At 72.9% G+C, this 25833-nt stretch carries 25 protein-coding genes; 24 read left to right on the top strand and 1 reads right to left on the bottom strand.

All coding sequences use genetic code 11. From position 1 onward, the window contains the following. Nucleotides 1–3: 3 nt before the first annotated feature. The 10 genes from ACIP6W_RS08535 (at nucleotide 4) to ACIP6W_RS08580 (ending at nucleotide 12863) form a co-directional block, all read left to right on the top strand. Nucleotides 4–546 carry a hypothetical protein gene (locus tag ACIP6W_RS08535; protein WP_251155037.1) on the top strand — a complete coding sequence of 181 codons (543 nt, stop codon included), beginning with the start codon at nucleotides 4–6 and terminating at the stop codon, nucleotides 544–546. Then, nucleotides 546–1775, top strand: a complete 1230-nt coding sequence (carA, locus tag ACIP6W_RS08540; protein WP_400429047.1) for a glutamine-hydrolyzing carbamoyl-phosphate synthase small subunit — start codon at nucleotides 546–548, stop codon at nucleotides 1773–1775. The genes ACIP6W_RS08535 and carA overlap by 1 nt, the downstream gene beginning before the upstream one ends. After that, a complete protein-coding gene (carB, locus tag ACIP6W_RS08545; RefSeq protein ID WP_209682462.1) occupies nucleotides 1775–5053 on the top strand; it encodes a carbamoyl-phosphate synthase large subunit in 3279 nt (1092 codons plus the stop codon). Before carA ends, carB begins: the two co-directional genes overlap by 1 nt. After that, nucleotides 5050–5934, top strand: coding sequence for an orotidine-5'-phosphate decarboxylase (pyrF, locus tag ACIP6W_RS08550; RefSeq protein WP_081984888.1), 885 nt, complete (start codon nucleotides 5050–5052; stop codon nucleotides 5932–5934). Before carB ends, pyrF begins: the two co-directional genes overlap by 4 nt. A gap of 56 nt (nucleotides 5935–5990) precedes the next feature. Then, nucleotides 5991–6884: a guanylate kinase gene (gmk, locus tag ACIP6W_RS08555; protein WP_066658295.1), complete on the top strand. Its 894-nt coding sequence runs from the start codon at nucleotides 5991–5993 to the stop codon at nucleotides 6882–6884. A 115-nt stretch (nucleotides 6885–6999) separates the two neighbouring features. Further along, complete coding sequence (gene rpoZ, locus ACIP6W_RS08560) at nucleotides 7000–7263, top strand: DNA-directed RNA polymerase subunit omega (RefSeq protein WP_022906709.1); 264 nt, start codon at nucleotides 7000–7002, stop codon at nucleotides 7261–7263. Between the two features lie 5 nt (nucleotides 7264–7268). Further along, on the top strand, nucleotides 7269–8483 hold the full coding sequence (gene metK / locus ACIP6W_RS08565; protein WP_066654523.1) for a methionine adenosyltransferase: 1215 nt from the start codon (nucleotides 7269–7271) through the stop codon (nucleotides 8481–8483). 7 nt (nucleotides 8484–8490) lie between these two features. Beyond that, entirely contained in the window at nucleotides 8491–10473 is a 1983-nt protein-coding gene (locus ACIP6W_RS08570) for a primosomal protein N' (protein WP_400429050.1), read from the top strand. Between the two features lie 156 nt (nucleotides 10474–10629). Further along, on the top strand, nucleotides 10630–11682 hold the full coding sequence (tdh, locus tag ACIP6W_RS08575; protein WP_066658292.1) for an L-threonine 3-dehydrogenase: 1053 nt from the start codon (nucleotides 10630–10632) through the stop codon (nucleotides 11680–11682). Continuing rightward, entirely contained in the window at nucleotides 11682–12863 is a 1182-nt protein-coding gene (locus ACIP6W_RS08580; RefSeq protein ID WP_400429052.1) for a glycine C-acetyltransferase, read from the top strand. The genes tdh and ACIP6W_RS08580 overlap by 1 nt, the downstream gene beginning before the upstream one ends. 94 nt (nucleotides 12864–12957) lie before the next feature. On the opposite strand, the gene ACIP6W_RS08585 is transcribed toward ACIP6W_RS08580, so the two are convergent. After that, nucleotides 12958–13413: a DUF4383 domain-containing protein gene (locus ACIP6W_RS08585; protein WP_174234689.1), complete on the bottom strand. Its 456-nt coding sequence runs from the start codon at nucleotides 13411–13413 to the stop codon at nucleotides 12958–12960. A 93-nt stretch (nucleotides 13414–13506) separates the two neighbouring features. Between ACIP6W_RS08585 and ACIP6W_RS08590 the strand changes: the two genes are divergently transcribed. From ACIP6W_RS08590 to trpA, 14 genes are all read left to right on the top strand, one after another. Then, on the top strand, nucleotides 13507–14442 hold the full coding sequence (locus ACIP6W_RS08590; RefSeq protein WP_251159767.1) for a methionyl-tRNA formyltransferase: 936 nt from the start codon (nucleotides 13507–13509) through the stop codon (nucleotides 14440–14442). Continuing rightward, nucleotides 14439–16022 (top strand): RsmB/NOP family class I SAM-dependent RNA methyltransferase, encoded by a 1584-nt coding sequence (locus ACIP6W_RS08595; protein ID WP_400429054.1) that lies wholly within the window; start codon nucleotides 14439–14441, stop codon nucleotides 16020–16022. Before ACIP6W_RS08590 ends, ACIP6W_RS08595 begins: the two co-directional genes overlap by 4 nt. A 183-nt stretch (nucleotides 16023–16205) precedes the next feature. Beyond that, nucleotides 16206–17081, top strand: a complete 876-nt coding sequence (locus ACIP6W_RS08600) for an Abi family protein (RefSeq protein ID WP_307810340.1) — start codon at nucleotides 16206–16208, stop codon at nucleotides 17079–17081. 9 nt (nucleotides 17082–17090) lie between these two features. Next, nucleotides 17091–17750: a ribulose-phosphate 3-epimerase gene (gene rpe / locus ACIP6W_RS08605; RefSeq protein WP_066654514.1), complete on the top strand. Its 660-nt coding sequence runs from the start codon at nucleotides 17091–17093 to the stop codon at nucleotides 17748–17750. 92 nt (nucleotides 17751–17842) lie between these two features. Next, complete coding sequence (locus ACIP6W_RS08610; protein ID WP_058726551.1) at nucleotides 17843–18106, top strand: phosphoribosyl-ATP diphosphatase; 264 nt, start codon at nucleotides 17843–17845, stop codon at nucleotides 18104–18106. A 75-nt stretch (nucleotides 18107–18181) separates the two neighbouring features. Then, the gene (gene hisG / locus ACIP6W_RS08615; protein ID WP_066654512.1) at nucleotides 18182–19021 is read left to right on the top strand and encodes an ATP phosphoribosyltransferase; all 840 of its coding nucleotides are present in this window, start codon (nucleotides 18182–18184) and stop codon (nucleotides 19019–19021) included. Between the two features lie 20 nt (nucleotides 19022–19041). Beyond that, nucleotides 19042–19839 (top strand): imidazole glycerol phosphate synthase subunit HisF, encoded by a 798-nt coding sequence (hisF, locus tag ACIP6W_RS08620; protein ID WP_066658289.1) that lies wholly within the window; start codon nucleotides 19042–19044, stop codon nucleotides 19837–19839. A 40-nt stretch (nucleotides 19840–19879) separates the two neighbouring features. After that, a complete protein-coding gene (gene hisI, locus ACIP6W_RS08625; protein WP_066654510.1) occupies nucleotides 19880–20329 on the top strand; it encodes a phosphoribosyl-AMP cyclohydrolase in 450 nt (149 codons plus the stop codon). Next, the gene (locus ACIP6W_RS08630; RefSeq protein ID WP_066654508.1) at nucleotides 20326–21870 is read left to right on the top strand and encodes an anthranilate synthase component I; all 1545 of its coding nucleotides are present in this window, start codon (nucleotides 20326–20328) and stop codon (nucleotides 21868–21870) included. Before hisI ends, ACIP6W_RS08630 begins: the two co-directional genes overlap by 4 nt. Beyond that, nucleotides 21867–22571: a Trp biosynthesis-associated membrane protein gene (locus tag ACIP6W_RS08635; protein WP_066654506.1), complete on the top strand. Its 705-nt coding sequence runs from the start codon at nucleotides 21867–21869 to the stop codon at nucleotides 22569–22571. The genes ACIP6W_RS08630 and ACIP6W_RS08635 overlap by 4 nt, the downstream gene beginning before the upstream one ends. Further along, a complete protein-coding gene (locus ACIP6W_RS08640) occupies nucleotides 22568–22807 on the top strand; it encodes a DUF6704 family protein (protein ID WP_066654504.1) in 240 nt (79 codons plus the stop codon). Before ACIP6W_RS08635 ends, ACIP6W_RS08640 begins: the two co-directional genes overlap by 4 nt. Nucleotides 22808–22820: 13 nt before the next feature. Next, nucleotides 22821–23621: an indole-3-glycerol phosphate synthase TrpC gene (gene trpC, locus ACIP6W_RS08645; RefSeq protein ID WP_251159794.1), complete on the top strand. Its 801-nt coding sequence runs from the start codon at nucleotides 22821–22823 to the stop codon at nucleotides 23619–23621. A 62-nt stretch (nucleotides 23622–23683) separates the two neighbouring features. After that, nucleotides 23684–24898 carry a tryptophan synthase subunit beta gene (gene trpB / locus ACIP6W_RS08650; RefSeq protein WP_066654498.1) on the top strand — a complete coding sequence of 405 codons (1215 nt, stop codon included), beginning with the start codon at nucleotides 23684–23686 and terminating at the stop codon, nucleotides 24896–24898. Beyond that, nucleotides 24895–25698: a tryptophan synthase subunit alpha gene (gene trpA / locus ACIP6W_RS08655; protein ID WP_400429057.1), complete on the top strand. Its 804-nt coding sequence runs from the start codon at nucleotides 24895–24897 to the stop codon at nucleotides 25696–25698. Before trpB ends, trpA begins: the two co-directional genes overlap by 4 nt. The last annotated feature ends 135 nt before the right edge of the window (nucleotides 25699–25833 follow it).

The raw sequence follows: 25833 nt of genomic DNA on the forward strand, positions 1-25833 counted from the left end.
ACGGTGAGCGGCGACGCGCTGCGCTGGCTGACCGGAGCGGCGATCCTGCTCCTGGTGGCCGCGCTGTTCGTCGCGATGGCGCGCACCTGGCGGACCCGGACCCGCGCGCAGACGGCAGCCGTGCCTCCGGTCCCGGTCCCGACCGGGCTGGGACCGGCGGTCGGGTCGTGGGACGGGTTCACGGTCGCGACGACCCGCGCCGACGCGCCGCTCGAGCGGATCACGGCAGGCGGTCTCGGGTTCCGGGGCCGCGGCGGCGTGACCGTGCACGACACCGGCGTGGTCCTGCACCACGCCGGAGCCGAGGACCGGTGGATCGCCGCGACCGCCGTCCGCGGCGCCGACCGGGCCACCGCGGCCATCGACCGCGTGGTCGAACCCGGGGGACTGGTCCGTCTGCGATGGACGGCGACCGGCGCCGCAGCAGCGACGGACCTCGACACCTACTTCCGGTTCCCGGAGGGCGGCGCAGCAGCACTCGCCGCCCTGCAGGGACTGACGACGACGCACGAACACCCGCACACCGCGGGCGAAGGGACGAACTGATGACACGCGAACGGGCCGTACTGGTCCTCGAGGACGGCACCCGCTACGACGGACGGGCGTACGGCGCCCGAGGCCGATCCCTGGGAGAGGTCGTCTTCGCCACCGGCATGACCGGCTACCAGGAGACGCTGACCGACCCGTCCTACGCCGGACAGATCGTGGTGCAGACCGCGCCGCACATCGGCAACACCGGTGTCAACGACGAGGACCCCGAGTCCCGTCGCATCTGGGTCGCCGGGTACGTGGTGCGCGACCCCAGCCGCGTCGTGTCGAACCACCGCGCGAACGCGACGCTGGACGACCACCTGGTGCGCGACGGCATCGTCGGCATCTCCGGGATCGACACGCGCGCGCTCACCCGCCGGATCCGCGACGCCGGCGCCATGAAGGGCGGCGTGTTCAGCGGCGCCGACGCGGACCTGTCCGCCGAGGAGCAGCTCCGGGCCGTGCGCGAGCAGGCCGCGATGACCGGCGCGAGCTTCTCGTCGATCGTGTCGACCCCGGAGACCTACATGGTCCCCGCCGTCGGCGAGCAGATCGGCCGGCTCGCCGTGCTCGACCTCGGTGTCAAGGCCTCGACCACCCGCTACCTCGCCGAGCGCGGGTTCGAGGTGCACGTCGTGCCGCAGGACATCACGTCCGAGGCGCTGCAGCAGCTCGACCCGGACGCGCTGTTCTACTCGAACGGCCCGGGTGACCCCGCCGCGAGCGACGCGCAGGTGTCCCTGCTGCAGGAGTCCCTGCGGACCGGCCGCCCGTTCTTCGGCATCTGCTTCGGCAACCAGCTCCTCGGTCGCGCGCTCGGCTTCGGCACGTACAAGCTGCCGTTCGGCCACCGCGGCATCAACCAGCCCGTGCTCGACACCGCCACCGGCAAGGTCGAGATCACGAGCCAGAACCACGGCTTCGCGGTCGACGCGCCCCTGGGCGAGGTGCTCGAGTCGCCGGCCGGGTTCGGGCGGGTCGAGGTCTCGCACTACTCCCTGAACGACGACGTGGTCGAGGGCCTCCGCGCGCTCGACGTGCCCGCGTTCAGCGTGCAGTACCACCCCGAGGCGGCGGCCGGCCCGCACGACTCCATGTACCTGTTCGACCGGTTCGCGGACCTGGTCCGTGCGCGACGCGACGGGGAGCCGCTCGACGCGGCGACCGCCACCGCCACGACCCCCGCAGCCGACCCGACGACCGACGCCGGCGCGTCGGCCGCGCAGAACGAAAGCAGCAACTGATGCCGAAGCGCGCAGACATCAACTCCGTCCTCGTCATCGGCTCGGGCCCGATCGTCATCGGTCAGGCCGCCGAGTTCGACTACTCCGGCACCCAGGCGTGCCGCGTCCTCCGCGCCGAGGGCGTCCGGGTCATCCTCGTCAACCCGAACCCGGCGACGATCATGACCGACCCCGACTTCGCCGACGCGACGTACATCGAGCCGATCACGAGCGCCTCGCTCGAGGAGATCATCAAGATCGAGCGCCCGGACGCGGTCCTGCCGACGCTCGGCGGGCAGACGGCGCTCAACGCGGCGATCAAGCTCGACTCCGAGGGCATCCTCGACAAGTACGACGTCGAGCTCATCGGCGCCAAGGTCGACGCCATCCAGCGCGGCGAGGACCGCCAGCTCTTCAAGGAGCTCGTGCTCGAGTCCGGTGCCGACGTCGCCCGCAGCCACATCGCGCACACGCTGGACGAGGCGAAGGCGTTCGCGCAGGACCTCGGCTACCCGCTCGTCGTCCGGCCGTCCTTCACCATGGGTGGTCTCGGCTCCGGCTTCGCGTACAACGAGGAGGAGCTCGTCCGCTTCGTCGGCGACGGCCTGCAGTCGAGCCCGACCACCGAGGTGCTCCTCGAGGAGTCGATCCTCGGCTGGAAGGAGTACGAGCTCGAGCTCATGCGGGACAACTTCGACAACACGGTCGTGATCTGCTCGATCGAGAACGTCGACCCCGTGGGCGTGCACACGGGCGACTCGATCACCGTCGCCCCGGCGCTGACGCTGACCGACCGCGAGTACCAGAACATGCGGAACATCGGCATCGACATCATCCGTCGCGTCGGTGTCGACACCGGCGGCTGCAACATCCAGTTCGCCGTGGACCCGTCGAACGGGCGCCTGATCGTCATCGAGATGAACCCCCGCGTGTCGCGCTCGTCCGCGCTCGCGTCGAAGGCGACCGGCTTCCCGATCGCGAAGATCGCCGCGAAGCTCGCGATCGGGTACCGCCTCGACGAGATCGAGAACGACATCACCCGTGTGACGCCGGCGAGCTTCGAGCCGACGCTCGACTACGTGGTCGTGAAGACCCCGCGGTTCGCGTTCGAGAAGTTCCCGGCGGCCGACGCCACCCTGACCACCACCATGAAGAGCGTCGGCGAGGCGATGGCCATCGGCCGCAACTACGCAACGGCGCTGCAGAAGTCCCTGCGGAGCCTCGAGAAGCGCGGGTCGAGCTTCCACTGGGACACCCCGGCGGCCGAGCTCGACAAGGACGCGCTGCTGTCGAAGGCCCAGGTGCCGACCGACGGCCGCATCGTGACCGTGCAGCAGGCCCTGGTCGCCGGCGCCACCGCGGACGAGGTGTTCGAGGCCACGAAGATCGACCCGTGGTTCATCGACCAGATCGTCCTCATCAACGAGGTCGCCGACGAGGTGCGTGCTGCGGAGACGCTCGACGCGGACACCCTGCGGTGGGCGAAGGAGCACGGCTTCAGCGACGCCCAGATCGCGTCCCTGCGCGGCATCTCCGAGCAGGAGGCGCGCGACGCCCGTCACGCGCTCGGCATCCGCCCGGTCTTCAAGACGGTGGACACCTGCGCCGGTGAGTTCCCGGCCCTCACGCCGTACCACTACTCGTCGTACGACGCCGAGACCGAGGTCGCCCCGAGCGACCGGAAGAAGGTCGTCATCCTCGGCTCCGGCCCGAACCGCATCGGTCAGGGCGTCGAGTTCGACTACTCGTGCGTGCACGCCTCGTTCGCACTGAGCGACGCCGGCTACGAGACGATCATGATCAACTGCAACCCCGAGACGGTCTCCACCGACTACGACACCTCGGACCGGCTCTACTTCGAGCCGCTCACCACCGAGGACGTCCTCGAGGTCATCGAGGCCGAGGCGGCCTCCGGTGAGCTCGTCGGCGTCGTCGTCCAGCTCGGCGGGCAGACCGCCCTCGGCCTGGCGAAGCCCCTCGAGGCCGTCGGCATCCCGATCCTCGGCACGACCCCGAGCGCGATCGACTCCGCCGAGGAGCGTGGCCAGTTCGCCGCGATCCTCGAGCAGGCCGGGCTGCTCGCACCGCGGAACGGCACGGCCCACGACCTCGCGAGCGCGACCGCGGTCGCCGAGGAGATCGGCTACCCGGTCCTCGTCCGCCCGTCCTTCGTGCTCGGCGGACGCGGCATGGAGATCGTCTACGACCCGGCCGCCCTGGCGGACTACTTCGACCGGATGGCCGACCAGGCGATCATCGGTCCGGACCTGCCGCTGCTGGTCGACCGGTTCCTCGACGACGCGGTGGAGATCGACGTCGACGCGCTCTTCGACGGCGAGCGGCTCTACGTCGGCGGCATCATGGAGCACATCGAGGAGGCCGGCATCCACTCCGGCGACTCGGCCTGCACCCTGCCGCCGGTCGGACTCGGCAAGGCGGAGATCCGCGGCGTGGTCGAGGCCACCGAGAAGATCGCCCGCGGCATCGGCGTGCAGGGCCTGCTGAACGTGCAGTTCGCGATCGGTGCGGGCGTGCTCTACGTCCTCGAGGCGAACCCGCGCGCCAGCCGCACGGTCCCGTTCGTGTCGAAGGCACTCGGCATCCCGCTCGCCAAGGCGGCCTCCCGCGTGATGACCGGCACCTCGATCGACGCGCTCGTCGCCGAGGGGATGCTGCCGGAGCGGGACGGCTCCTCGGTGCCGCCGCAGGCACCGGTCGCCGTCAAGGAGGCCGTGCTGCCCTTCCGCCGCTTCCGCACCCACGACGGCCAGGTCGTCGACTCGGTGCTCAGCCCCGAGATGCGCTCCACGGGCGAGGTGATGGGCATCGACCGCGACTTCCCGCGGGCGTTCCTCAAGTCGCAGGACGCCGCGTACGGCGGCCTGCCGACGAGCGGCACGGTCTTCGTGAGCGTCGCGGACACCGACAAGCGCCAGGTCGTCCTGCCCGTGCACCGCCTGCAGCAGCTCGGCTTCACGATCACCGCGACCGAGGGGACCGCCGAGGTCCTGCGCCGCAACGGCATCGAGGTCACCCTGGTCGGCAAGTACAGCGAGGGCGGTGAGAGCGTGGTCGACCTGCTCGCCCGCGACGCGGTCGACATCGTCATCAACACGCCCTCCGGCGCCGCCGGTCGTGCGGACGGCTACGAGATCCGTGCGGCCACGGTCGCCGCGGACAAGCCGCTCTTCACGACGATCGCGCAGCTCGGTGCGGCCGTCGCCGCGATCGAGACGATCGGCACCCCGCTCAGCGCCCGCAGCCTGCAGGACTACGCGCTCGAGCGCGCGACCTGGTGAGCGACGGACGGACGGGAGGCCCGGCCTCCTTCGGTGTCCGCCTCGCCGCCGCCGTGGGGGAGCGTTCTCCCCTGTGCGTCGGCATCGACCCCCACGCCGCCACCCTGGCGGCGTGGGGGCTCGGCCGCGACGAGCAGGGCCTCACCGCCTTCGGCGCGACCCTGGTCGACGCGGCCGCCGGCCGCGCCGCGATCGTGAAGCCGCAGATCGCCTTCTTCGAGGCGGCCGGGGTCCCCGGCTACCGCGCGCTCGACGCGACCCTGCGTCGGGCACGCGATGCGGGCCTCCTGGTCGTCGCCGACGTGAAGCGGGGCGACATCGGCTCGACCGGCGACGACTACGCGCTCGCGTGGCTCGACCGCGACGGGCCGTTCCGGGCGGACGCGATGACGGTCTCGCCGTACCTCGGGTACGGGTCCCTCGCCGGCACGGTCGACGTCGCCCGACGGAACGGTGCGGGCGTCTTCGTGCTCGCGGCGACGAGCAATCCGGAGGCGCGCGTGCTCCAGACGGCCGTGCTCGCCGAGGGGCCGCGTGCCGGACGGTCCGTCGCTGCCGGTATCGTCCTTGCTGTGGCAGACGACAACCGGACCGGCGGCGAGCAGCCGCTCGGGGACGTCGGGCTCGTGCTCGGCGCCACCCTCGACCTCGACGACTTCGGCATCGACGCGGGCGCCATCGGCAACGCGCCGGTGCTCGCCCCGGGCTTCGGTGCCCAGGGTGCCCGGATCGAGGACCTGCGCGCCCGGTACGGTGCGCGGGCCGAGCAGGTCCTGGTGAACGAGTCGCGCGGGTTGCTGACCGACGGCCCGGACGGGGTCGCCGCGCTGGTGCAGGACCGCGTGGACCGCATCCACGCCGCACTCGGGGCCGCCGCGTGACGGACCAGACGCCCACGGACCAGACGCCCGGCTCCGGGACCCCGGACCGCAGCGACCTGCCCGCGCACCGCAACCCGCCGGAGGTCGACCGCGTCGCCGCCGCCCGCGCGGCAGTCGCCGCTCGGCGCGCCCGTGCTGCCGTCAAGGCGCAGGTGGCGTCGGGGGAGCGCAGCGCCCTCGAGGTCGCTCGCGCCGCGTGGTCCGACGCGGACCTGCCCGCCGAGAAGTCGCTGCGCGTGCGCGATCTGCTCACGAGCATGTCCGGGATCGGCCCGGCGCGTGCCGAGGCCGTGATGGGGGAGCTCCGCATCGCCCCGTCGAAGCGGCTCGGCGGGCTCGGCACCCGGCAGCGCTCCGCCCTGGCCGACTGGCTCGCCGCCCGCGGCCGGAAGCGCGGTGCGTCGAAGCTCGTCGTGCTTGCCGGACCGACCGCCGTCGGCAAGGGCACCGTGAGCGCGCACATCCGCGAGCACTTCCCCGACGTGGACCTCAGCGTGTCGGCGACGACCCGGAAGCCCCGCCCGGGCGAGGTCGACGGCGTGCACTACTACTTCGTGGACGACGCCGAGTTCGACCGGATGATCCGGGACCGCGAGCTGCTCGAGTGGGCCGTGGTGCACAACTCCTACCGGTACGGCACGCCACGGCCGCCGATCGACCGCGCGCTCGACGCCGGCGACAAGGTGCTGCTCGAGATCGACCTGCAGGGTGCTCGGCAGGTCCGCGACGCCATGCCCGAGGCCGTGCTCGTGTTCCTGCTGCCGCCGACGTGGGAGGAACTCGTCCGACGGCTCATCGGACGCGGGACCGAGTCCGCCGAGGAACAGGCACGCCGACTCGAGACCGCGAAGGTCGAACTGGCCGCGCAGGACGAGTTCGACGTGCGCATCGTGAACTCGGATGTCGGCACCGCGGCACGCGAGGTCGTAGACTTGTTCTCTGCGCCCTGACACGGCGCACCCGCGCGCGCCTCCTCGGCGTCGCGCCCGCGCAGCCCGACCGCGGTCGGGCGGTCCGATCCGGTCGGACCCGCGCCCCACGCACCCGCAGCCGACAGGAGACACCATGGCCAACCCCCAGGGCATCATCGACCCGCCCATCGACGACCTGCTCGCCAAGGTGGAGTCGAAGTACGCGCTCGTCATCTTCGCCTCGAAGCGCGCCCGTCAGATCAACGACTACTACGCCGACCTGCACGAGGGGTCGCTGTTCGACAACGTCGGTCCGCTCGTCGACTCGACGATCGACGACAAGCCGCTGTCCGTCGCTCTGCACGAGATCAACGAGGACAAGCTGACCGTCACCAAGCAGCAGCAGCCCACCGACTGACCCCGGTGAGCGGCACCAACCTGCGCCTCTTCACGTCCGAGTCGGTGACGGAGGGGCACCCCGACAAGATCTGCGACCAGATCTCGGACACGATCCTCGACGCCCTGCTCGCGGTCGACCCGCACGCGCGCGTCGCCGTGGAGACGATGGTCACCACCGGGCTCGTGCACGTCGCGGGCGAGGTCACCACGTCCGGCTACGTCGAGATCCCGAAGCTGGTCCGCGACGTCATCACGGGCATCGGGTACAACTCGTCCGAGGTCTCCTTCGACGGCCGCACCTGCGGTGTCGAGGTGTCGATCGGCGCGCAGTCGCCGGACATCGCCCAGGGCGTCGACGAGTCGCTCGACAGCCGGTCCGGCGCGGGCATCGACGAGCTCGACCGCCAGGGCGCCGGCGACCAGGGCATCATGTTCGGCTTCGCGACGAACGAGACGCCCGAGTACATGCCCGTCGCGATCTGGCTCGCGCACCGCCTGGCGGAGCGGCTGGCCGAGGTCCGCAAGAGCGGGCAGCTCGACTTCCTCCGCCCGGACGGCAAGACCCAGGTCACCGTCGGCTACGACGGCGTCGTGCCGAAGACCGTCGAGACGGTGGTCCTCTCCACGCAGCACTCGCCCGCGGTCACGCTCGACGAGCTCACCGCGCAGATCACGGAGCACGTCATCCGTCCGGTGCTCGACCTGGTCGACCTCGACTCGTCGCACGTCGACGTGATCGTGAACCCGACCGGTCGCTTCGAGATCGGCGGCCCGCAGGGTGACGCCGGACTCACCGGACGCAAGGTCATCGTCGACACGTACGGCGGGGCCTCCCGCCACGGTGGCGGCGCGTTCAGCGGCAAGGACCCGTCGAAGGTCGACCGCTCGGCCGCCTACGCGCTCCGCTGGGTCGCGAAGAACGCCGTCGCCGCGGGGCTCGCGGACCGGCTCGAGGTCCAGGTCGCCTACGCGATCGGCCGCGCGAAGCCCGTCGGTCTGTACGTCGAGTCGTTCGGCACCGGACACGTCGACGACGCCACGATCGAGGCCGCCATCACCGAGGTGTTCGACCTGCGTCCCGCCGCGATCATCCGCGACCTCGACCTGCTCAAGCCCCGGTACGCCCAGACCGCGGCGTACGGCCACTTCGGCCGCGAGCTGCCGGGCTTCACCTGGGAGCAGCTCGACCGCGTCGAGGAGCTCCGCGCCGCAGCAGGACTCGTCACCGCCGCCGTCTAGGCGCCGTGTGACCACCGTCGCGCGCGTCGTCCTCGACTCGCCGCTCCCGCAGTTGGACCGTCTGTTCGACTACCGGGTGCCGGCCGAGCTCGAGGACGACTGCGTGCCGGGGGTCCGGGTCAAGGTGCCGCTGCGCACCGGCGCCCGGATGTCCGACGCGTACGTCGTCGAGGTCGTCTCCGAGGGAGACTGGCCGGGGGAGCTCAGTCCCGTCGAACAGGTCGTGTCACCGGTGCCCGTGCTGGCCCCGGAGATCTGGACGCTCGCGCGTGCCGTCGCCGACCGCGCCGCCGGTGTCGCCTCCGACGTGCTCCGGCTCGCCGTGCCGACCCGTCAGGTCCGTGCCGAGAAGGCCTGGCTCGCCCGCGACACCTCGTGGTCACCGCCGATAGTCGAGCCGACCCCGGTGACGGGCTACGCCGAGGGCGTCCTGGAGGCCCTGCTCGCCGACCACGGACGGGCTGCGGTCGACGCCGTGCCCCACCCGGTCGACCTCGGGACCGTCGACGACCCCGTGTGGGTGCCCGGTTGGGCCGCGACGCTCGCACAGGCGGCGTCGCACGTCGTCGCCCGCGAGCAGTCGGCCGTGCTCGCGGTCCCGGACTTCCGCGACGTCACGGACCTCGAACGCGCGCTCCTCGCCGTGCTCCCGCCGGAGCGCGTCGTCCGGTTCGACGCCAAGCAGACGAACGGGCAGCGTGCGAAGGCGCTGCTGCAGGCGCGGACGCACGCCGTCGTGGCCATCGGCAACCGGACCGCGGCGTTCGCACCGGCGTCCGAGCTCGGGCTCGTGGCGATGTGGGACGACGGCGACGCGTCCTTCGTCGAGCCGCGGGCCCCGTACGTGCACACGCGCGACGTCGCCCTCGTGCGGACCGCGCAGTCCGGCGCCGCACTCCTCTTCGTCGCGCACGCCAGGTCGACCGACGTCCAGCGGCTCGTCGAGCTGCACTGGCTCCAGGAGCTCGCGCCGTACCGGGTACCGACGCCGAAGGTGATCCCGACCGCGCAGCAGGCGGGGGCCGAGGGCTTCGCGGCCCAGGCCCGCATCCCCAGCACGGCGTGGCGCGCCGCGCGGGAGGCCAGCCAGCACGGGCCCGTCCTCGTGCAGGTCGCCAACCCGGGCTTCGGCACCGGGCTGGTCTGCGCCGACTGCGGGGAACGCGCGCACTGCCGCGTGTGTGGCGGCCCCCTGGGGAGCCCGCACCGGAACGCGACCCCGCAGTGCCGGTTCTGCGGTGCCCTCGCCGTGGGGTTCCGGTGCCCGACGTGCGGCGGTGGGCGGCTCAAGCCCGTCGGGCAGGGGGCCCAGCGGACCGCCGACGAGCTCGGCCGGGCGTTCCCCGGCACCCGGATCGTGGTGGCGGACGGTTCCCGACCGCTCGACGAGGTCCCCGCCCGCCCCGCGGTCGTCGTCGCCACACGCGGCGCGGAGCCGAGCGCGCCGGGCGGGTACGCGTGCGTACTGCTGCTCGACGGCGAACGGCTCCTGGCCCGCGAGGGCCTCCGGGTGCAGGAGGACGTGCTCCGCTTCTGGACGAACGCCGCCGCGAAGGGCGCACCCGGCGCCGAGGTGTACCTCGTCGGCATCGGCGGCAAGCTCGCCACGGCGATGGCCCTCTGGCGGCTCGACGGGCCGGCGCACGACGAGCTCGTCGACCGACGGGCCCTGCACTTCCCGCCGGCCGTCCGGGTGGCGACGCTCACCGGTACGGACGAGGCGGTGACCGAGGCGGTCGAGGCCCTCGGTGACGCGGTGGTCGGGGCGGTGCTCGGGCCGGTTCCGGTACCCGACGACCCGGTGCCCGGGACGGTCCGTGCGATCGTGCGCTTCGCCTACGCGCACGGGGCCGAGGTCGCGGCGACGCTCAAGGCCGAGGTCATCCGTCGTTCGTCGACGCGCCGGGTGCTCCCGGGCGGCAACCGACGTCGCGCGGCGCCGACCCTGCGCGTGCGACTCGACGACGCCGAGCCGTTCACCGAGGTCTGACCCGCCGCGGACGCGCCCACGGAGTCGAGGTGCCGCGACGCGCCGGGCGCGCACCGAGCCTCCCGTCCGTCCGGACGGTGTGCCAGGCTGGTCGGTGGTGGCCACGAGCCGCCGCCGACCACACCACACGCACGACGAAGTGACGAGGTGACGCCGATGCGGGCGCTCTGGAAGCCGGACGCCGGTCCGGGACTGATCATGACCGACCGGCCGGTGCCGGTCCCGACCGAGGACGAGGTCCTCGTCCGCGTGCTGCGGACCGGGATCTGCGGGACCGACCTGCACATCGAGCGGTGGGACGACTGGGCCGCATCGGCCGTGACCGCACCGCTCGTGCCCGGCCACGAGTTCTCCGGCGAGGTCGTCGAGGTCGGCGCCGCCGTGCGCGACGTCGCCGTCGGCGACCTCGTGTCCGGCGAGGGGCACGTCGTCTGCGGCACCTGCCGGAACTGTCGCGCCGGGCGTCGGCAGATGTGCATCCGCACGAAGGGCCTCGGCGTGCAGCGCGACGGCGCGTTCGCGGAGTACCTGACGCTGCCGGGCACGAACGTGTGGGTCCACCACGGTCCCGTCGAACCCGAGGTGGGCGCACTCTTCGACCCGCTCGGCAACGCGGTGCACACCGCGCTCGCGTTCCCCCTGGTCGGCGAGGACGTGCTGGTCACCGGGTGCGGACCGATCGGCCTCATGGCGATCGCGGTGGCCCGACACGCCGGTGCGCGGTTCGTCGTCGGGACGGACGTCAGCACGGAGCGGCTGCGCCTCGCGGAGGGCATGGGCGCCGACCTCGGGGTGGACGTGCGTCACGACGGGGCGGCCACGGTCCGTGCGGCTCAGGAGCGGCTCGGCATGCGCGAGGGCTTCGACGTCGGCTTCGAGATGTCCGGCGCCCCGACCGCACTGCCCGCGATGGTCGAGAACATGAACCACGGGGGGCGGATCGCGATGCTCGGGCTGCCGAGCGGCCCGATCGCGGTGGACTGGGCCAAGGTCGTCACGCACATGCTCACGGTGAAGGGCATCTACGGCCGTGAGATGTACGAGACGTGGCAGGCGATGAGCTCGATGCTCGCCACGAGTGCGGTCCTGCGCGAGCGCATCGGCTCGATCGTGTCGGCGTGCCACCCGGCGCGCGACTGGGAGACAGCGTTCGCCGCGGCGGCGAGCGCGGACGGCGGCAAGGTCGTCATCGACTGGACGGAGACCTGATGTACGGCGCGATCAAGGACCACCTGGCGACGGAGCTCGCCGGGATCGAGGCCGCGGGGCTGACGAAGCGCGAGCGCGGCATCGCCGGTCCGCAGCGTGCGGCGATCGCGGCGGACGGCACCGACCTGCTCAACTTCTGTGCGAACAACTACCTCGGGCTCGGGGACTCGACCGACCTCGTCGACGCGGCGAAGGACGCCCTCGACCGCTGGGGCTACGGGGTGGCGAGCGTGCGGTTCATCTGCGGCACGCAGGACCTGCACCTCGACCTCGAGCGTCGGGTCGCCGGCTTCCTCGGCACCGAGGCCGCGATCCTGTACTCGTCGTGCTTCGACGCGAACGGTGGGCTGTTCGAGGTGCTGCTCGGCCCGGAGGACGCGATCATCTCCGACGAACTCAACCACGCGTCGATCATCGACGGCATCCGGCTCTCGAAGGCGCAGCGGTTCCGGTACCGCAACCGCGACACGGCCGACCTGGAGGCGCAGCTCGCCGCCGCATCGTCGGCCCGGTTCCGCGCGGTGGTCACCGACGGCGTCTTCTCCATGGACGGCTCGATCGCGCCGCTCGCCGAGATCTGCGACCTCGCCGAGCGGTACGACGCACTCGTCATCGTCGACGACTCGCACGCCGTCGGGTTCGTCGGCGAGCACGGGCGGGGCACCCCCGAGCTGTGCGGCGTCGCGGACCGCGTCGACGTCTACACCGGCACGTTCGGCAAGGCGCTCGGCGGGGCGTCCGGCGGGTACGTGGCCTCGCGCCGGGAGATCGTCGACCTGCTGCGGCAGCGCTCACGCCCGTACCTGTTCTCGAACTCGCTCGCGCCGGTGATCGCGGCGGGGACCGTCGCGGCGCTCGACCTCGTCGAACGGTCGGACGACGCCCGCGCCCGGCTCGCAGCCAACGCCAGGACGTTCCGGACGCTCATGTCGGACGCGGGCTTCGAGCTGCTGCCGGGGGAGCACCCGATCGTGCCCGTGATGTTCCACGAGGCCGGCCGCACCGCGCGGATCGCGGACGAGATGCAGGCGCGGGGCGTCTACGTGACGGCGTTCAGCTACCCGGTGGTGCCGCAGGGGAGAGCCCGGATCCGGGTGCAGCTCTCCGCGGCGCACACCGAGGAGCAGGTGCGCCGCTGCGTGGACGCCTTCGTCGGGGCCCGCGCCGCCGTCGACGCCTGACGACCTCCCGCGGAACGCAACGACGGCGGCCGCTCGCAGGGGAGTACCGCTGCGAGGAGCCGCCGACGTTGCGTGTTGCGGGTTCGGCCCCGGGTCAGGCGCCGACCGGACGGCGGCGCTCCCGCGGGAAGACGACGCCGAGCGCGACCATGCCGATCGCGAGCACCAGGTGCAGCCAGTTGTCCGCCCAGTTGAGCGGGACGAAGTTCGCGCCGGACATCGTGCCCGCCGTGAACAGGCCGTAGACCCACAGCACGAAGTAGACGACGCCGCCGATCACGAGGTACATCCGCGACCCCGTCGCCCGGTTCGCCGCGAGGAGGCCGACGACGCCGAACAGCAGGTGCACGATGTTGTGCAGGACCGACACCTGGAAGATCCCGAGCAGCATCGCCATCGAGTGGTGCCCGGCACCGCCGAGGTCGCCGGAGGTCAGCCCCGGCACGAACCCGGCGATCCCGACGAGCAGGAACACGATGCCGACGACGAGCGCGACCTTCTGGATCGACGAGCCGGCGTAGCGGTTGGTGGAGGTGGTGACGTCACTCATGGTCCGGACGTTACCCAGCCCGCTCGCAGTCCGTTCCCGGCCGGCAGCGTCCCGCGCGCGTCGGACACCGTCGGCCGTGGGACGATGGACCCCATGCGTCTCGTCGTCGCCGGCAGCCCCGCTGCGGCCGTCCCCACCCTCCGACGTCTCGCCGCCTCCGACCACGAGATCGCGGCCGTCCTCACCCGACCCCCGACACCCCAGGGTCGGAAGCGTGTCCTCACGCCGACCCCGGTGGCGCAGGTCGCCGAGGAGCTCGGACTGCCCGTCATCGAGGCCACCCGGGTGGACGACGCCGTCACCGCGCAGCTGGTCGAACTGCAGGCCGACCTCGGCGTCATCGTCGCGTACGGTGCGCTCCTCCGTCGTCCCGCCCTGGACGCTCCACGTCTCGGCTGGGTCAACCTGCACTTCTCCGAGCTGCCGGCGTACCGCGGCGCCGCACCCGTCCAGCGTGCCGTGATGGCGGGCGACACCCGGACCGCCGCGACCGTCTTCCAGCTCGTCGAGGCGCTCGACGCCGGTCCCGTGTACGCCGCCGACCCGTTCACGATCGACCCGGACGCCACCAGCGGCGACGTCCTCGCCGCGATGGCCGAGACCGGAGCGGACACCGTCCTGCGGGTGGTCGACGCCCTGGCCGACGGCAGCGCGGTCGCCACCGAGCAGTCCGGGACGGTGACCCTCGCCCCGAAGCCGACCGCCGACGACGCGCACGTCGCCTTCACGGAGCCGGCCGTGGCCGTCCGTGCCCGCGTCCGCGGTGTGACGCCCGAGCCCGGCGCGTTCGCCCACCTCGGCGAGACGCGGGTGAAGCTGCTCCGCAGCGCGCTCCTGCCGGGAGGCGCGGCCTCCTCCGCCCCGCACCTCGCGCCCGGTGCGCTCGCACTGGTCGACGGACGACTCCTCGTCGGCACGGCCGACGTCCCGCTCGTGCTCACCGAGGTCCAGCCCGCCGGCAAGAAGGCGATGGACGGCGCCGCGTGGGCACGCGGCCTCGGCTCGCTCGAGGGCGTGGTGCTCTCGTGAGCGCGGCGCAGCAGTCCTCCCGGCAGTCGCGCGGCGACCGACGCCCCCGTCCGACCAGCGCCAGGCGGGTCGCGTTCGACGTGCTCCGCGCGGTGCAGGTCGACGACGCCTACGCCAACCTGCTCCTGCCCACGCGCATCCGTCGCGCCGGTCTGTCCGCCCGCGACGCCGCCTTCGCCACCGAGCTCACCTACGGGTCGATCCGCATGCTCGGCCGCTACGACGCGATCGTCGGGGTCGCATCCGGTCGCCGGGTCGACAACATCGAGTCCGACGTGCTCGACGTGATGCGCCTCGGCGTGCACCAGCTGCTCGGCATGCGCACACCAACGCACGCGGCGGTCTCGGCGACCGTGGAGCTCGCACGCGAGGTCGGCGCCCGCCGGGCCACCGGCTTCGTCAACGCGGTCCTGCGCAAGGTCGCCGCGAAGACCGACGACGAGTGGGACGCCCTGGTCACCGAGGGTCGGAGCGGCGACGCGCTGCTGGCCACCCGCTGGTCGCACCCGTCGTGGGTGGTCGCCGCACTCCGTGACGCCCTGGCGGCCGAGCGGTCGCGGGACGAGCTCGCCGCCCTGCTCGCGGCCGACAACGTCGCGCCCCGCGTGCAGCTCGTCGCGCTGCCCGGGCTCGCCACCGACGAGGACGTCCGCACCGCGACGGCGACCGCTGCCGAGGACGGATCCGGAGCGGACGGCGGGGCCGAAGCCGACGGCGGGGACGGAGCCGACGGCGGGGACGGAGCCGACGAGCAGCCCCGCACCGACGACGGAGCCGGAGCCGACGACGAGACCGGCACCGCGCCTCCCGGCCGGGTCGCCGGGGCCGACGCCGGCCCGGTGTCCCCGGTCGGCATCCGCGGGACGACCGGCGACCCCGCACGGGTCCCCGGCGTCGCCGCCGGTCGGCTCCGGGTGCAGGACGAGGGGTCGCAGCTCGCGGCCCTCGCCCTCACGCGGTCGTCCGCCGTCCGTCCGGGGGAGCGGTGGCTCGACATGTGCGCCGGGCCCGGGGGCAAGGCCGCGCTCCTCGCCGCCGAGGCCGCCCAGGGCGGAGCGTCCCTGGTCGCCAACGAGCTCGTGCCCGCCCGCGCCGGACTCGTGCGCAGGGCCCTGTCCACCGTGGCGGGTGACGACACCGTCACGGTCGTCGAGGGCGACGGACGGCGCTTCGGCAAGCCGGGCGACGAGCTGTTCGACCGGATCCTGCTCGATGCTCCGTGCACGGGCCTCGGCGCGCTCCGTCGGCGTCCCGAGGCGCGGTGGCGCAAGCAGCCCGAGGACGTCCCCGAGCTCGCGGCGCTGCAGGCCGAGCTGCTCGATGCGGCGGTCCGTGCACTCGCCCCGGGTGGCACGCTCGCGTACGTGACGTGCTCGCCGCACCTGGCCGAGACGCGCGGGCAGGTCGACGCGCTGCTCGAGCGGCACGGCGACGTGCTCGAACAGCTCGACACCGCCGGCGTGGTCCGGTCGGTGGCGGCCCGGGACCCGCAGGTCGCCGACGGTCCGACGGCGCAGCTCTGGCCGCACCGGACCGGCACCGACGCGATGTTCGTCGCACTCTTCCGTCGTCGCCCCTGACCCCTCCCGCAACACGCAACCTCGGCGTCTGCTCGCGGGTTGTCGGCCCAGGAACGATCTGATATGTTGGAGGAACACGACCGGTTCCGCCTGCGAGAGCAGGTCCAGGGCCGGTCCTCTTCGTTCTCGGCCCGGGGGAGGCCCGCTGTGGAACCCAAGCCGTTCCGGCCGTACCGAGAGCAGGTGGCACTCCTGCGAGGACGTGGGATGCACGTGCCCGACGAGGACGCCGCCGTCCGCGAACTGCGCCTCGTCAACTACTACCGGCTGAGTGGCTACTGGTACGCGTTCCGCGAGACCACGGGCGGTGCGCGGGGTGATCGCTTCCGCCCGGGGACCCACCTCGAGGACGTCCTCGCGCTCCACCGTTTCGACGAGCGTCTGCGGACGACGGTGTTCGACGCCCTCGCTCCGGTCGAGCTCGCACTGAGAGCCGCGCTGGGGCACGCACTCGGGCGGCTCCACCCGAGCGCCCATCTGCGTCCCGATCTGCTCGGTCCGCTGGCACGCGCCGGCGACGGCCACCGCAACTGGCTGGAGCGGCACCGCGGTGAGGTCGCCAGGAGCCGGGAGGAGTTCGTCGAGCACCACCGGTCCGGGTACGGGGGAGTCCTGCCGGTGTGGGCCGCGGTCGAGGTGATGGACTGGGGGACGGTCTCGAGGCTGCTCGGCTTCGCGCCGCCGAGCGTCCAGACCGAGGTGAGCGGACGGTTCGGTCTCCGAGCACCGCAGCTGACCTCGTGGTTGCGCGCGCTCAACGTGGTGCGCAACGCATGTGCCCACCACGGACGCCTGTTCAACCGCGCGTACGCCATCCGACCGAAGCTGCCCCCGGTCGGCGCCGACCCTTCGTTGGACACCGCACGCGCATCGATGAACCGCACGTACGGGCAGCTCACCCTGGTGCAGTACCTCCGTGTCCGGAGCGGACTGGGGACCGCGACGCAGCTCACCGGTGTCCTGCGCGAGTTCCCGACCGTGCCGCTCGTCCCGTTCTCCGACACGGGAGCCCCGCTGGAGTGGGAGACCGCCGTCTGGACGGGCAGCGGCGCTCGGTAGGGTTGCCGGGTGACGATCCGCATCTCGCCGAGCATCCTGTCCGCCGACTTCGCCAACCTCGAGCGGGAGCTGCACCGCATCGAGAGCGCCGACATGGTGCACGTCGACGTGATGGACAACCACTTCGTGCCGAACCTCACCCTGGGCCTGCCGATCGTGCAGCGCCTGCAGGACGTCTCGCCGGTGCCGCTCGACGTGCACCTCATGATCACCGACGCCGACACCCAGGCGCCGAAGTACGCCGAGACCGGTGCCTCGAGCGTCACGTTCCACCTCGAGGCCGCCGACGACCCGGTGGCGACCGCCGCGGCGATCCGGTCGAACGGTGCCCGCGCCGCCGTCGCCGTGAAGCCCGGCACCCCGATCACGCAGGTGCTCCACCACCTCGACGCGTACGACATGATCCTGCTCATGACCGTCGAGCCCGGGTTCGGCGGGCAGTCGTTCATGCCCTCCGTCATGCCGAAGCTCGCCGACGCCCGTGGCGCAGTCGACGCCTCGGGGCTCGACGTCTGGCTCGAGGTCGACGGCGGCATCGCGGTCGACACCGTGCCCGAGGCGGTCCGCAGCGGCGCCGACACGCTCGTCGCCGGATCCGCCGTCTACGGCGGTGAGCCCGCGCAGCGCATCGCCGACCTGCGCGAGGCGGCTGCGGCGGCACGCGCGTGACCGCCCAGGTGGGCGGCGCGTCGGGGGCGACCGGCGCCTCCCGTCCGGACGGTGCGTCCGGTGCAGCCGCGCAGGACGGTAGCCTGGTCCCCGTGAAGACGTTCGACGACCTGTTCGCGGAGCTGACCGAGAAGGCGCGCACGCGCCCCGAGGGCTCCGGCACCGTCGCCGAACTGGACGCCGGCGTGCACCAGATCGGCAAGAAGATCGTGGAGGAGGCCGCCGAGGTCTGGATGGCGGCTGAGTACGAGGGCGACGAGCGCACCTCGGAGGAGATCTCGCAGCTGATCTACCACCTCCAGGTGCTCATGGTCGCGAAGGGGCTCACCCCGGCGGACGTCTGGCGACATCTGTAGGAACGCGTGTCGCGCTCACCGAGCGCCACCGCGACCCGCAGCCGTCCCGACCTCCAGCAGAAAGCAGACCACCTGATGCTCCGCATCGCCGTGCCCAACAAGGGTTCGCTGTCCGAGACCGCCTCCGAGATGCTCAAGGAGGCCGGGTACGCCGGTCGCCGCGACCCGAAGGCGCTCCACCTGCTCGACGAGCGCAACGGTGTCGAGTTCTTCTTCCTCCGTCCGCGCGACATCGCGACGTACGTCGGCTCCGGCGCACTCGACGTCGGCATCACCGGCCGCGACCTGTTGCTCGACTCCGGGTCGGCGGCGCACGAGGTCGACGCGCTCGGGTTCGCCGACTCGACCTTCCGGTTCGCCGGGACGCCCGGCCGGTTCACCGAGCTGCAGGACCTCGACGGCGTCCGCGTCGCGACGAGCTACCCGGGACTCGTGGGCGAGTTCCTCGCCCGGCACGGGGTGACCGCGACCCTCGTGAAGCTCGACGGCGCCGTCGAGAGCGCCGTGCGCCTCGGTGTCGCGGACGCCGTGGCCGACGTCGTCTCGACCGGCAGCACGCTCCGTGCCGCCGGGCTCGAGATCTTCGGTCCGGTGATCCTCGAGTCGACCGCGCTGCTCATCTCCAACGACGAGCGCATCCCGGGCATCGACGTCCTGCGTCGCCGCCTGCAGGGCGTGCTCGTCGCCCGCGGCTACGTCATGCTCGACTACGACATCCCGACCGACCTGCTGGAGCAGGCCACCGCGGTGGCGTCGGGCATCGAGTCGCCGACGGTCTCCCCGCTGCACGACCGCGACTGGTCGGCCGTCCGCGTGATGATCCCGCGCGAGGACGCGAACCTCATCATGGACGCGCTGTACGACCTCGGTGCGCGCGCCATCCTGGTCAGCCCGATCCACGCCGCACGCCTGTGAACGACGCGGTGCGAGCCGACGTGACCGGACCCGACAGCGGCGCGGCCGGTGTCGCCGGTGGCGTCTCGGTCCGGGTCATCCCGTGCCTCGACGTGTCCGGCGGTCGCGTCGTCAAGGGCGTCAACTTCCTCGACCTGCAGGACGCTGGGGACCCGGTCGAGCTCGCGGCCCGCTACTACGAGCAGGGTGCCGACGAGCTGACCTTCCTCGACGTCGGTGCCACGGTCGAGAACCGCGCGACCATGTTCGAGACGGTGACGCGCACGGCGGAGCAGGTCTTCATCCCGCTCACCGTCGGCGGTGGCGTCCGGAGCGTCGACGACGTCTCCCGCCTGCAGCAGTGCGGCGCGGACAAGATCGGCGTCAACAGCGCGGCGATCGCGCGGCCGGAGCTCGTGAGCGAGATCGCCGACCGCTTCGGCGCGCAGGCGGTGGTGCTGTCGCTCGACGTCAAGCGCTCGGACCGGATGCCCTCCGGTTTCGTCGTCACGACCCACGGCGGACGGACCGAGTCCGACCTCGACGCGATCGCGTGGGCACGCGAGGGCGTCGAGCGCGGCGCGGGCGAGCTGCTCGTCAACTCGATCGACGCGGACGGCACGAAGCACGGCTTCGACCTCGAGCTCATCGCCGCGGTGCGTGCGGTGTCGTCGGTCCCGGTCATCGGCTCGGGAGGCGCCGGTCGCCTCGAGCACTTCGCCCCGGCCGTCGAGGCGGGCGCGGACGCCGTGCTCGCTGCCAGCGTCTTCCACCGGGGCGAGATGACCATCGGGGACGTCAAGGCGGCGCTGCGCGCCGCCGGCCAGCCCGTCCGCTGACACCCCGTCCGCCGACACCCCGCCGTAGGCTAGGAGTCTCATGACCGACAGCACCAGCACCAGCACGGAAGCGGTCCTCGACCGCGCACGGTTCGGTGCGGACGGCCTGCTCCCCGCAGTCGTGCAGGAGGAGTCCTCGAAGGACGTCCTCATGCTCGGCTGGATGGACCGCGAAGCCCTCCGCCGCACCCTGACCGAGGGCCGCGTGACCTTCTGGTCGCGCTCCCGACAGGAGTACTGGCGCAAGGGCGACACGTCCGGGCACGCGCAGTACGTCCGGGCTGCCGCACTCGACTGCGACGACGACACGCTGCTCGTCACCGTGCAGCAGGTCGGGGCCGCCTGCCACACCGGTGCGCACAGCTGCTTCGAGGTCGACCCGCTCGAGCCCGTGACCGCGACCGCGCCGGTGCAGGCCGCGCCGGCGCAGGCCGGGACGGACGCGACTGACCCGACGTCGGCGACCACGACCGCGGAGGCGATCCGATGACCGGCGCGAGCCGCGCGGAGGAGCCGCGCACGACCTCCCGGCAGGCCTTCGACGACCTGCTCGACGGCCACCGCGTCGTCCCCGTCGTCCGCGCGCTCTACGCCGACAGCGAGACGCCGGTCGGTGTGTACCGCAAGCTGGCGGACGGTCGCCCCGGTTCGTTCCTGCTCGAGTCCGCCGGCCAGGGCGGCCTGTGGTCGCGCTGGTCCTTCGTCGGCGTCCGGAGCTTCGGCGTCCTGACCCAGGACGGCGACCGGGCGTCCTGGATCGACACCGGCATCCCGGCGTCGCGGGCCGTCGGCTCGCTCGACGGCGCCCCCCTCGACGTCCTCGCCCGCCTGCACGACCGGTGGGCGACGCCCCGCGTTCCCGGCACCCCGCCCCTGGTCGGCGGCACGGTCGGGTTCATCGGGTGGGAGGCCGTGCGGCAGCTCGAGCACCTGCCGAACGTGCCCGCGGCCGACTTCGAGGTGCCCGGGCAGGCCCTCGCCTTCGTGTCCGAGCTCGCGGCGCTCGACCACCGCACCGGCCTCGTGCTCCTCGTCGCGAGCGTCCTCAACGACGGCACCGACGACCCGGACACGATGTGGTCCGACGCGCAGTCCCGGCTCGACCGGATGCAGGCGGACCTGGTGCAGCCGAGCGCGGCGACGGTCGCCGAGGCGTTCGAGATCGCCGAGCCGACCCCGCGCCACCGGACGTCGCCGGAGGACTACATGGCCGCGGTCGAGCGGTCCAAGGACTTCATCCGCGACGGTGACGTCTTCCAGGTCGTCGTCTCGCAGCGGTTCGACCACGACGTCACCGCCGACCCGCTCGACGTCTACCGGGTGCTCCGGACACTGAACCCGAGCCCGTACATGTACTTCCTCGCGCTGGCGGACAGCGCCGACGAGCGCTTCTGGATCGTCGGCGCCTCGCCCGAGGCCCTGGTCAAGGTGCAGGACGGGCGGGCGATCACCCACCCGATCGCCGGCTCGCGCCCACGCGGCGCGAGCCCGGTCGAGGACGTCCGCCTGGGTGACGAGCTGTTCGCCGACCCGAAGGAGCGCGCCGAGCACCTCATGCTGGTCGACCTCGCCCGGAACGACCTGCAGAAGGTGTGCGAGCCGGGGACCGTCGCGGTGACCGAGTTCATGACCGTCGAGCGCTTCAGCCACATCATGCACCTGGTGTCGAGCGTCGAGGGATCGGTCCGACCGGGGGCGTCGGCGATCGACGTCTTCCGCGCGACCTTCCCGGCCGGCACCCTGTCGGGGGCACCGAAGCCGCGTGCGCTCGAGATCATCGACGAGCTGGAACCGGCGAAGCGCGGAGCGTACGCGGGCGTGGTCGGCTACTTCGACTTCGCCGGCGACGCCGACCTGGCGATCGCCATCCGTACGGCGCTCATCAAGGACGGGGTCGCACGCGTGCAGGCCGGTGCCGGCCTGGTCGCCGACTCCGACCCGCGCACCGAGCACGAGGAGGCCGTGAACAAGGCGGCCGCCCCGCTGCGCGCGGTCGCGACCGCGAACCGGATGCGCGAGGTGCGCGCGTGACGGCCCGGCGCTCCCGCCCGCTCGTCGTCGTCGCCGGCCTCGCGGTCGCCGGCATCGTGATGCTGTCGTGGACCCAGACGTGGTTCACGGTGCACCTGCACGCCGGCACCGCGGTGGTGCCGCGCGTGGTGGCGGACGGTGCCGCGGTCGTCCCGCAGTACACGGCGCTCGCGATCGCGAGCCTGGCGCTGTTCCTCGCGCTGACGATCGCCGGCCGTGTGCTGCGCGTCGTGCTCGCGGCCGTCGAGGTGCTGCTCGGCATCGCCGTCGTGGCGACCGGCATCGGCGCCCTGGCGGACCCCGTCGCGGCGTCGAAGGGCGCGGTGGGCGAGGTCGCGGGCGTCAGCGACACCGGCGCGGTGCGCCAGGTCGTCGACCGGGTCGACGTCACCGCGTGGCCCGCCGTCGGCATCGCGGGTGGCGTGCTCGCCGTGGTGCTCGGGATCGTCGTGTTCGTGGTGCAGCGGCAGTGGCCCGGGCCGACCCGGAAGTACGCCGCGGCGACCGCCGGGGCCGCCGCCGACGCCCGTGCGGCCGCCCCGACCCAACGCGACGCGATCACCGACTGGGACGACCTCAGCGCGGGTGACGACCCGACCGCCGGGGACGGTGCGGTGGGGGAACCGCCCACGACCGACACGGTAGGATCGGATCGGCGCCGATCGGACGACGGCGCCGGAGCAGAACGAGGAGCACCGTGAGCAACACTGAGCCCGCAGAACTCGGCGAAGGCCACTCGCCCGCCGCCTGGACCGCCGTCGTGATCATGCTGATCGGCTTCGCGGCAGGCACGCTGTTCTTCTGGTTCGACCTGGCGTGGGGCGTCTGGGCGTCCGCCGTCGTCGTGGTGATCGGCCTCGTCGTCGGCGCCGTGATGGCGAAGGCCGGCTACGGCGTCAACGGTCCGAAGTACGTCGCCAAGCACCACGCGGAGTAGTCCCGTGCCGAACGTGCTCGAGACCCTCGTCGCGGGCGCGCTCGAGGACGCCGCCGCCCGTCGTGTCGACCGTCCGCTCTCGGACGTCGAGCGCGACCTGGACCGGGTGGCGTCGCCGCTCGACGCCCTCGACTTCCTGTCGCCCGGCGACCGCGTGAAGATCCTCGCCGAGGTCAAGCGTGCGAGCCCGTCGCGCGGCTCCATGGCGCCCATCGAGGACCCGGCCGCCCTCGCCGCCGACTACGAGCGTGGCGGAGCGTCGACGATCAGCGTGCTCACCGAGGGGCGGAAGTTCCTCGGCAGCCTCGCCGACCTCGAGGCGGTGAAGGCGCGCGTGTCGCTGCCGGTGCTCCGCAAGGACTTCATCGCCGACCCGTACCAGGTGCTCGAGGCCCGTGCGGCCGGTGCCGACCTGGTGCTGCTGATCGTGGCGGCGCTGGAGCAGCGACAGCTCGTCGAACTGCACGAGCTCGCCGAGCAGCTCGGCATGCGCGTGCTCGTCGAGGCCCACTCCGGTGACGAGGTCTCCCGTGGCCTCGACGCCGGCGCGCGGATCCTCGGCGTCAACGCCCGCGACCTCACCGACTTCTCGCTGGACCGCGACCTCTTCGGCTCCCTCGCCGACCGCATCCCCGACGGGGTCGTGCGCGTCGCCGAGTCGGCCGTCGCCGGGCCCGCCGACGTCGCCCACTACCGCGCAGCGGGTGCCGACGTCGTCCTGGTGGGGGAGGCGCTCGTCACGGGCGCGGACCCCGCCACCACCCTCGCGTCGTTCATCGCCGCGGCGGACGGCTCCGGCCGCCCGCGCGCCTGACCGACACCGTCCCACCGGTCGCCCCGCACACCGGGGCGTCCGAACACCCCGGGAGACCCACCGTGACCTCACTCCGTGACCTGCAGGGCCCGTACTTCGGCGACTTCGGCGGACGCTTCGTCCCCGAGTCGCTCGTGCTCGCGCTCGACGAGCTCGAGACCGCCTTCCGCGCGGCCTGGGCGGACCCGGCGTTCCGCGAGGAGCTCGACACGCTCCAGCGCGAGTACACCGGCCGCCCGTCGATCATCACCGAGGCGCCGCGGTTCGCGAAGCACGCCGGTGGTGCCCGGATCATCCTCAAGCGCGAGGACCTCAACCACACCGGTTCGCACAAGATCAACAACGTGCTCGGTCAGGCCCTCGTCGCGAAGCGGCTCGGCAAGACCCGGCTCATCGCCGAGACGGGAGCCGGGCAGCACGGCGTCGCGACGGCCACCGCCGCTGCGCTCTTCGGGATGGACTGCGTCGTGTACATGGGCGCCGTCGACACCGAGCGCCAGGCACTGAACGTGGCGCGGATGCGGCTGCTCGGCGCCGAGGTGATCCCGGTCGAGACGGGGTCGCGCACGCTGAAGGACGCCATCAACGACGCGCTGCGCGACTGGGTGGCGAACGTCGACTCGACGCACTACCTGCTCGGCACCGTCGCGGGGCCGCACCCGTTCCCGGAGATGGTCCGCGAGTTCCACAAGGTGATCGGCGAAGAGGCCCGACAGCAGGTCCTCGACCGCATCGGTCGCCTGCCGGACGCCGTCGCCGCGTGCGTCGGCGGCGGCTCGAACGCGATGGGCATCTTCGAGGCCTTCCTCGACGACGAGTCGGTCCGGTTGCACGGCTTCGAGGCCGGCGGCGACGGCATCGAGACGGGGCGGCACGCCGCGAGCATCTCGCTCGGGCGCACCGGTGTCCTCCAGGGCACGATGTCGTACCTCATGCAGGACGAGGACGGCCAGACCATCGAGAGCCACAGCATCTCGGCGGGCCTCGACTACCCGAGCGTCGGTCCCGAGCACGCCTACCTGGCCTCGATCGGCCGCGCGCAGTACTCGCCGATCACCGACGCCGAGGCGATGGAGGCCTTCCGCCTGCTCGGCCGGACCGAGGGCATCCTGCCGGCCATCGAGTCGGCGCACGCGCTCGCAGGGGCGATCAAGCTGGGCAAGGAGCTCGGCCCCGACGGCGTCGTGCTGGTGTCCCTGTCCGGACGTGGTGACAAGGACGTCGCGTCCGCCAGTCGCTACTTCGGCATCCTCGACGAGAACGCGGTGCAGCTGTGACGAACCCCGGTCCCTCCACCTCGGTCGCGACGACGATCGACACCGCCAACGCCGAGCGCGCCGGAGCCGTCGTCGGGTACCTGCCCGCCGGCTTCCCCGACCTGCAGACGAGCGTGGACGCGGCGGTCGCCCTCGCCGAGAACGGCGTCGACGTCATCGAGCTCGGCCTGCCGTACTCCGACCCGGTGATGGACGGTCCGGTGATCCAGCGCGCCGCGGAGGAGAGCCTGGCGAACGGCTTCCGTGTCGCGCAGGTCTTCGACGCCGTCGACCAGATCACGAGCCGTGTCGACGTGCCCGTGCTCGTCATGACCTACTGGAACCCGGTGCTCCGGTACGGGGTCGACCGGTTCGCCGACGACCTCGTCGCGGCCGGGGCGTCCGGGCTCATCACCCCGGACCTCATCCCGGACGAGGGTCGCGCCTGGATCGACGCCTCCGAGCGCACCGGGCTCGACCGGGTCTTCCTCGCGGCGCCGTCCTCGACGGACACCCGCATGGAGCAGGCGGTCCGCTCCAGCCGCGGCTTCGTCTACGCCGTGTCGACGATGGGCGTCACCGGCGCCCGCGTCGGCGTCGACACCGCCGCCCGCACCGTCGTGTCGCGACTGCGCGACGCCGGTGTGCAGCGCACGTGCGTCGGCCTCGGCATCTCGACGGCAGACCAGGTGCGCGAGGTCCTCGAGTACGCCGACGGGGCGATCGTCGGGTCCGCCTTCGTGCGCGCCCTCGCCCACCTCGGCGTGCAGGGGGTCGCGGACCGCGCGGCCGACCTGACCAGCGGCGCCGCGCGCAGCTGAGGCGAGCACCGGTCCGGACGGGAGGCGCGGTGTCGGTGGGTCGACCGGCGCACCGGCCCCGCGCCTCCCGTGCACCGTGCTCCCAGTTCCCACGGGTCGAACCACCCCGTTCCTGGTCGGCGCGGTTCCCGCGCT

This window comes from Curtobacterium sp. NPDC088465 (assembly GCF_044753165.1).
Taxonomy (GTDB): Bacteria; Actinomycetota; Actinomycetes; order Actinomycetales; family Microbacteriaceae; genus Curtobacterium.

Excerpts from the sequence above, each read along its gene's own strand:
- hisI (WP_066654510.1), top strand. The coding sequence starts at position 19,880 with ATGACCGACAGCACCAGCACCAGCACGGAAGCGGTCCTCGACCGCGCA.
- ACIP6W_RS08630 (WP_066654508.1), top strand. The coding sequence starts at position 20,326 with ATGACCGGCGCGAGCCGCGCGGAGGAGCCGCGCACGACCTCCCGGCAG.
- carA (WP_400429047.1), top strand. The coding sequence starts at position 546 with ATGACACGCGAACGGGCCGTACTGGTCCTCGAGGACGGCACCCGCTAC.
- ACIP6W_RS08590 (WP_251159767.1), top strand. The coding sequence starts at position 13,507 with ATGCGTCTCGTCGTCGCCGGCAGCCCCGCTGCGGCCGTCCCCACCCTC.
- rpoZ (WP_022906709.1), top strand. The coding sequence starts at position 7,000 with ATGGCCAACCCCCAGGGCATCATCGACCCGCCCATCGACGACCTGCTC.
- ACIP6W_RS08585 (WP_174234689.1), bottom strand. The coding sequence starts at position 13,413 with ATGAGTGACGTCACCACCTCCACCAACCGCTACGCCGGCTCGTCGATC.
- tdh (WP_066658292.1), top strand. The coding sequence starts at position 10,630 with ATGCGGGCGCTCTGGAAGCCGGACGCCGGTCCGGGACTGATCATGACC.
- hisG (WP_066654512.1), top strand. The coding sequence starts at position 18,182 with ATGCTCCGCATCGCCGTGCCCAACAAGGGTTCGCTGTCCGAGACCGCC.
- ACIP6W_RS08580 (WP_400429052.1), top strand. The coding sequence starts at position 11,682 with ATGTACGGCGCGATCAAGGACCACCTGGCGACGGAGCTCGCCGGGATC.
- carB (WP_209682462.1), top strand. The coding sequence starts at position 1,775 with ATGCCGAAGCGCGCAGACATCAACTCCGTCCTCGTCATCGGCTCGGGC.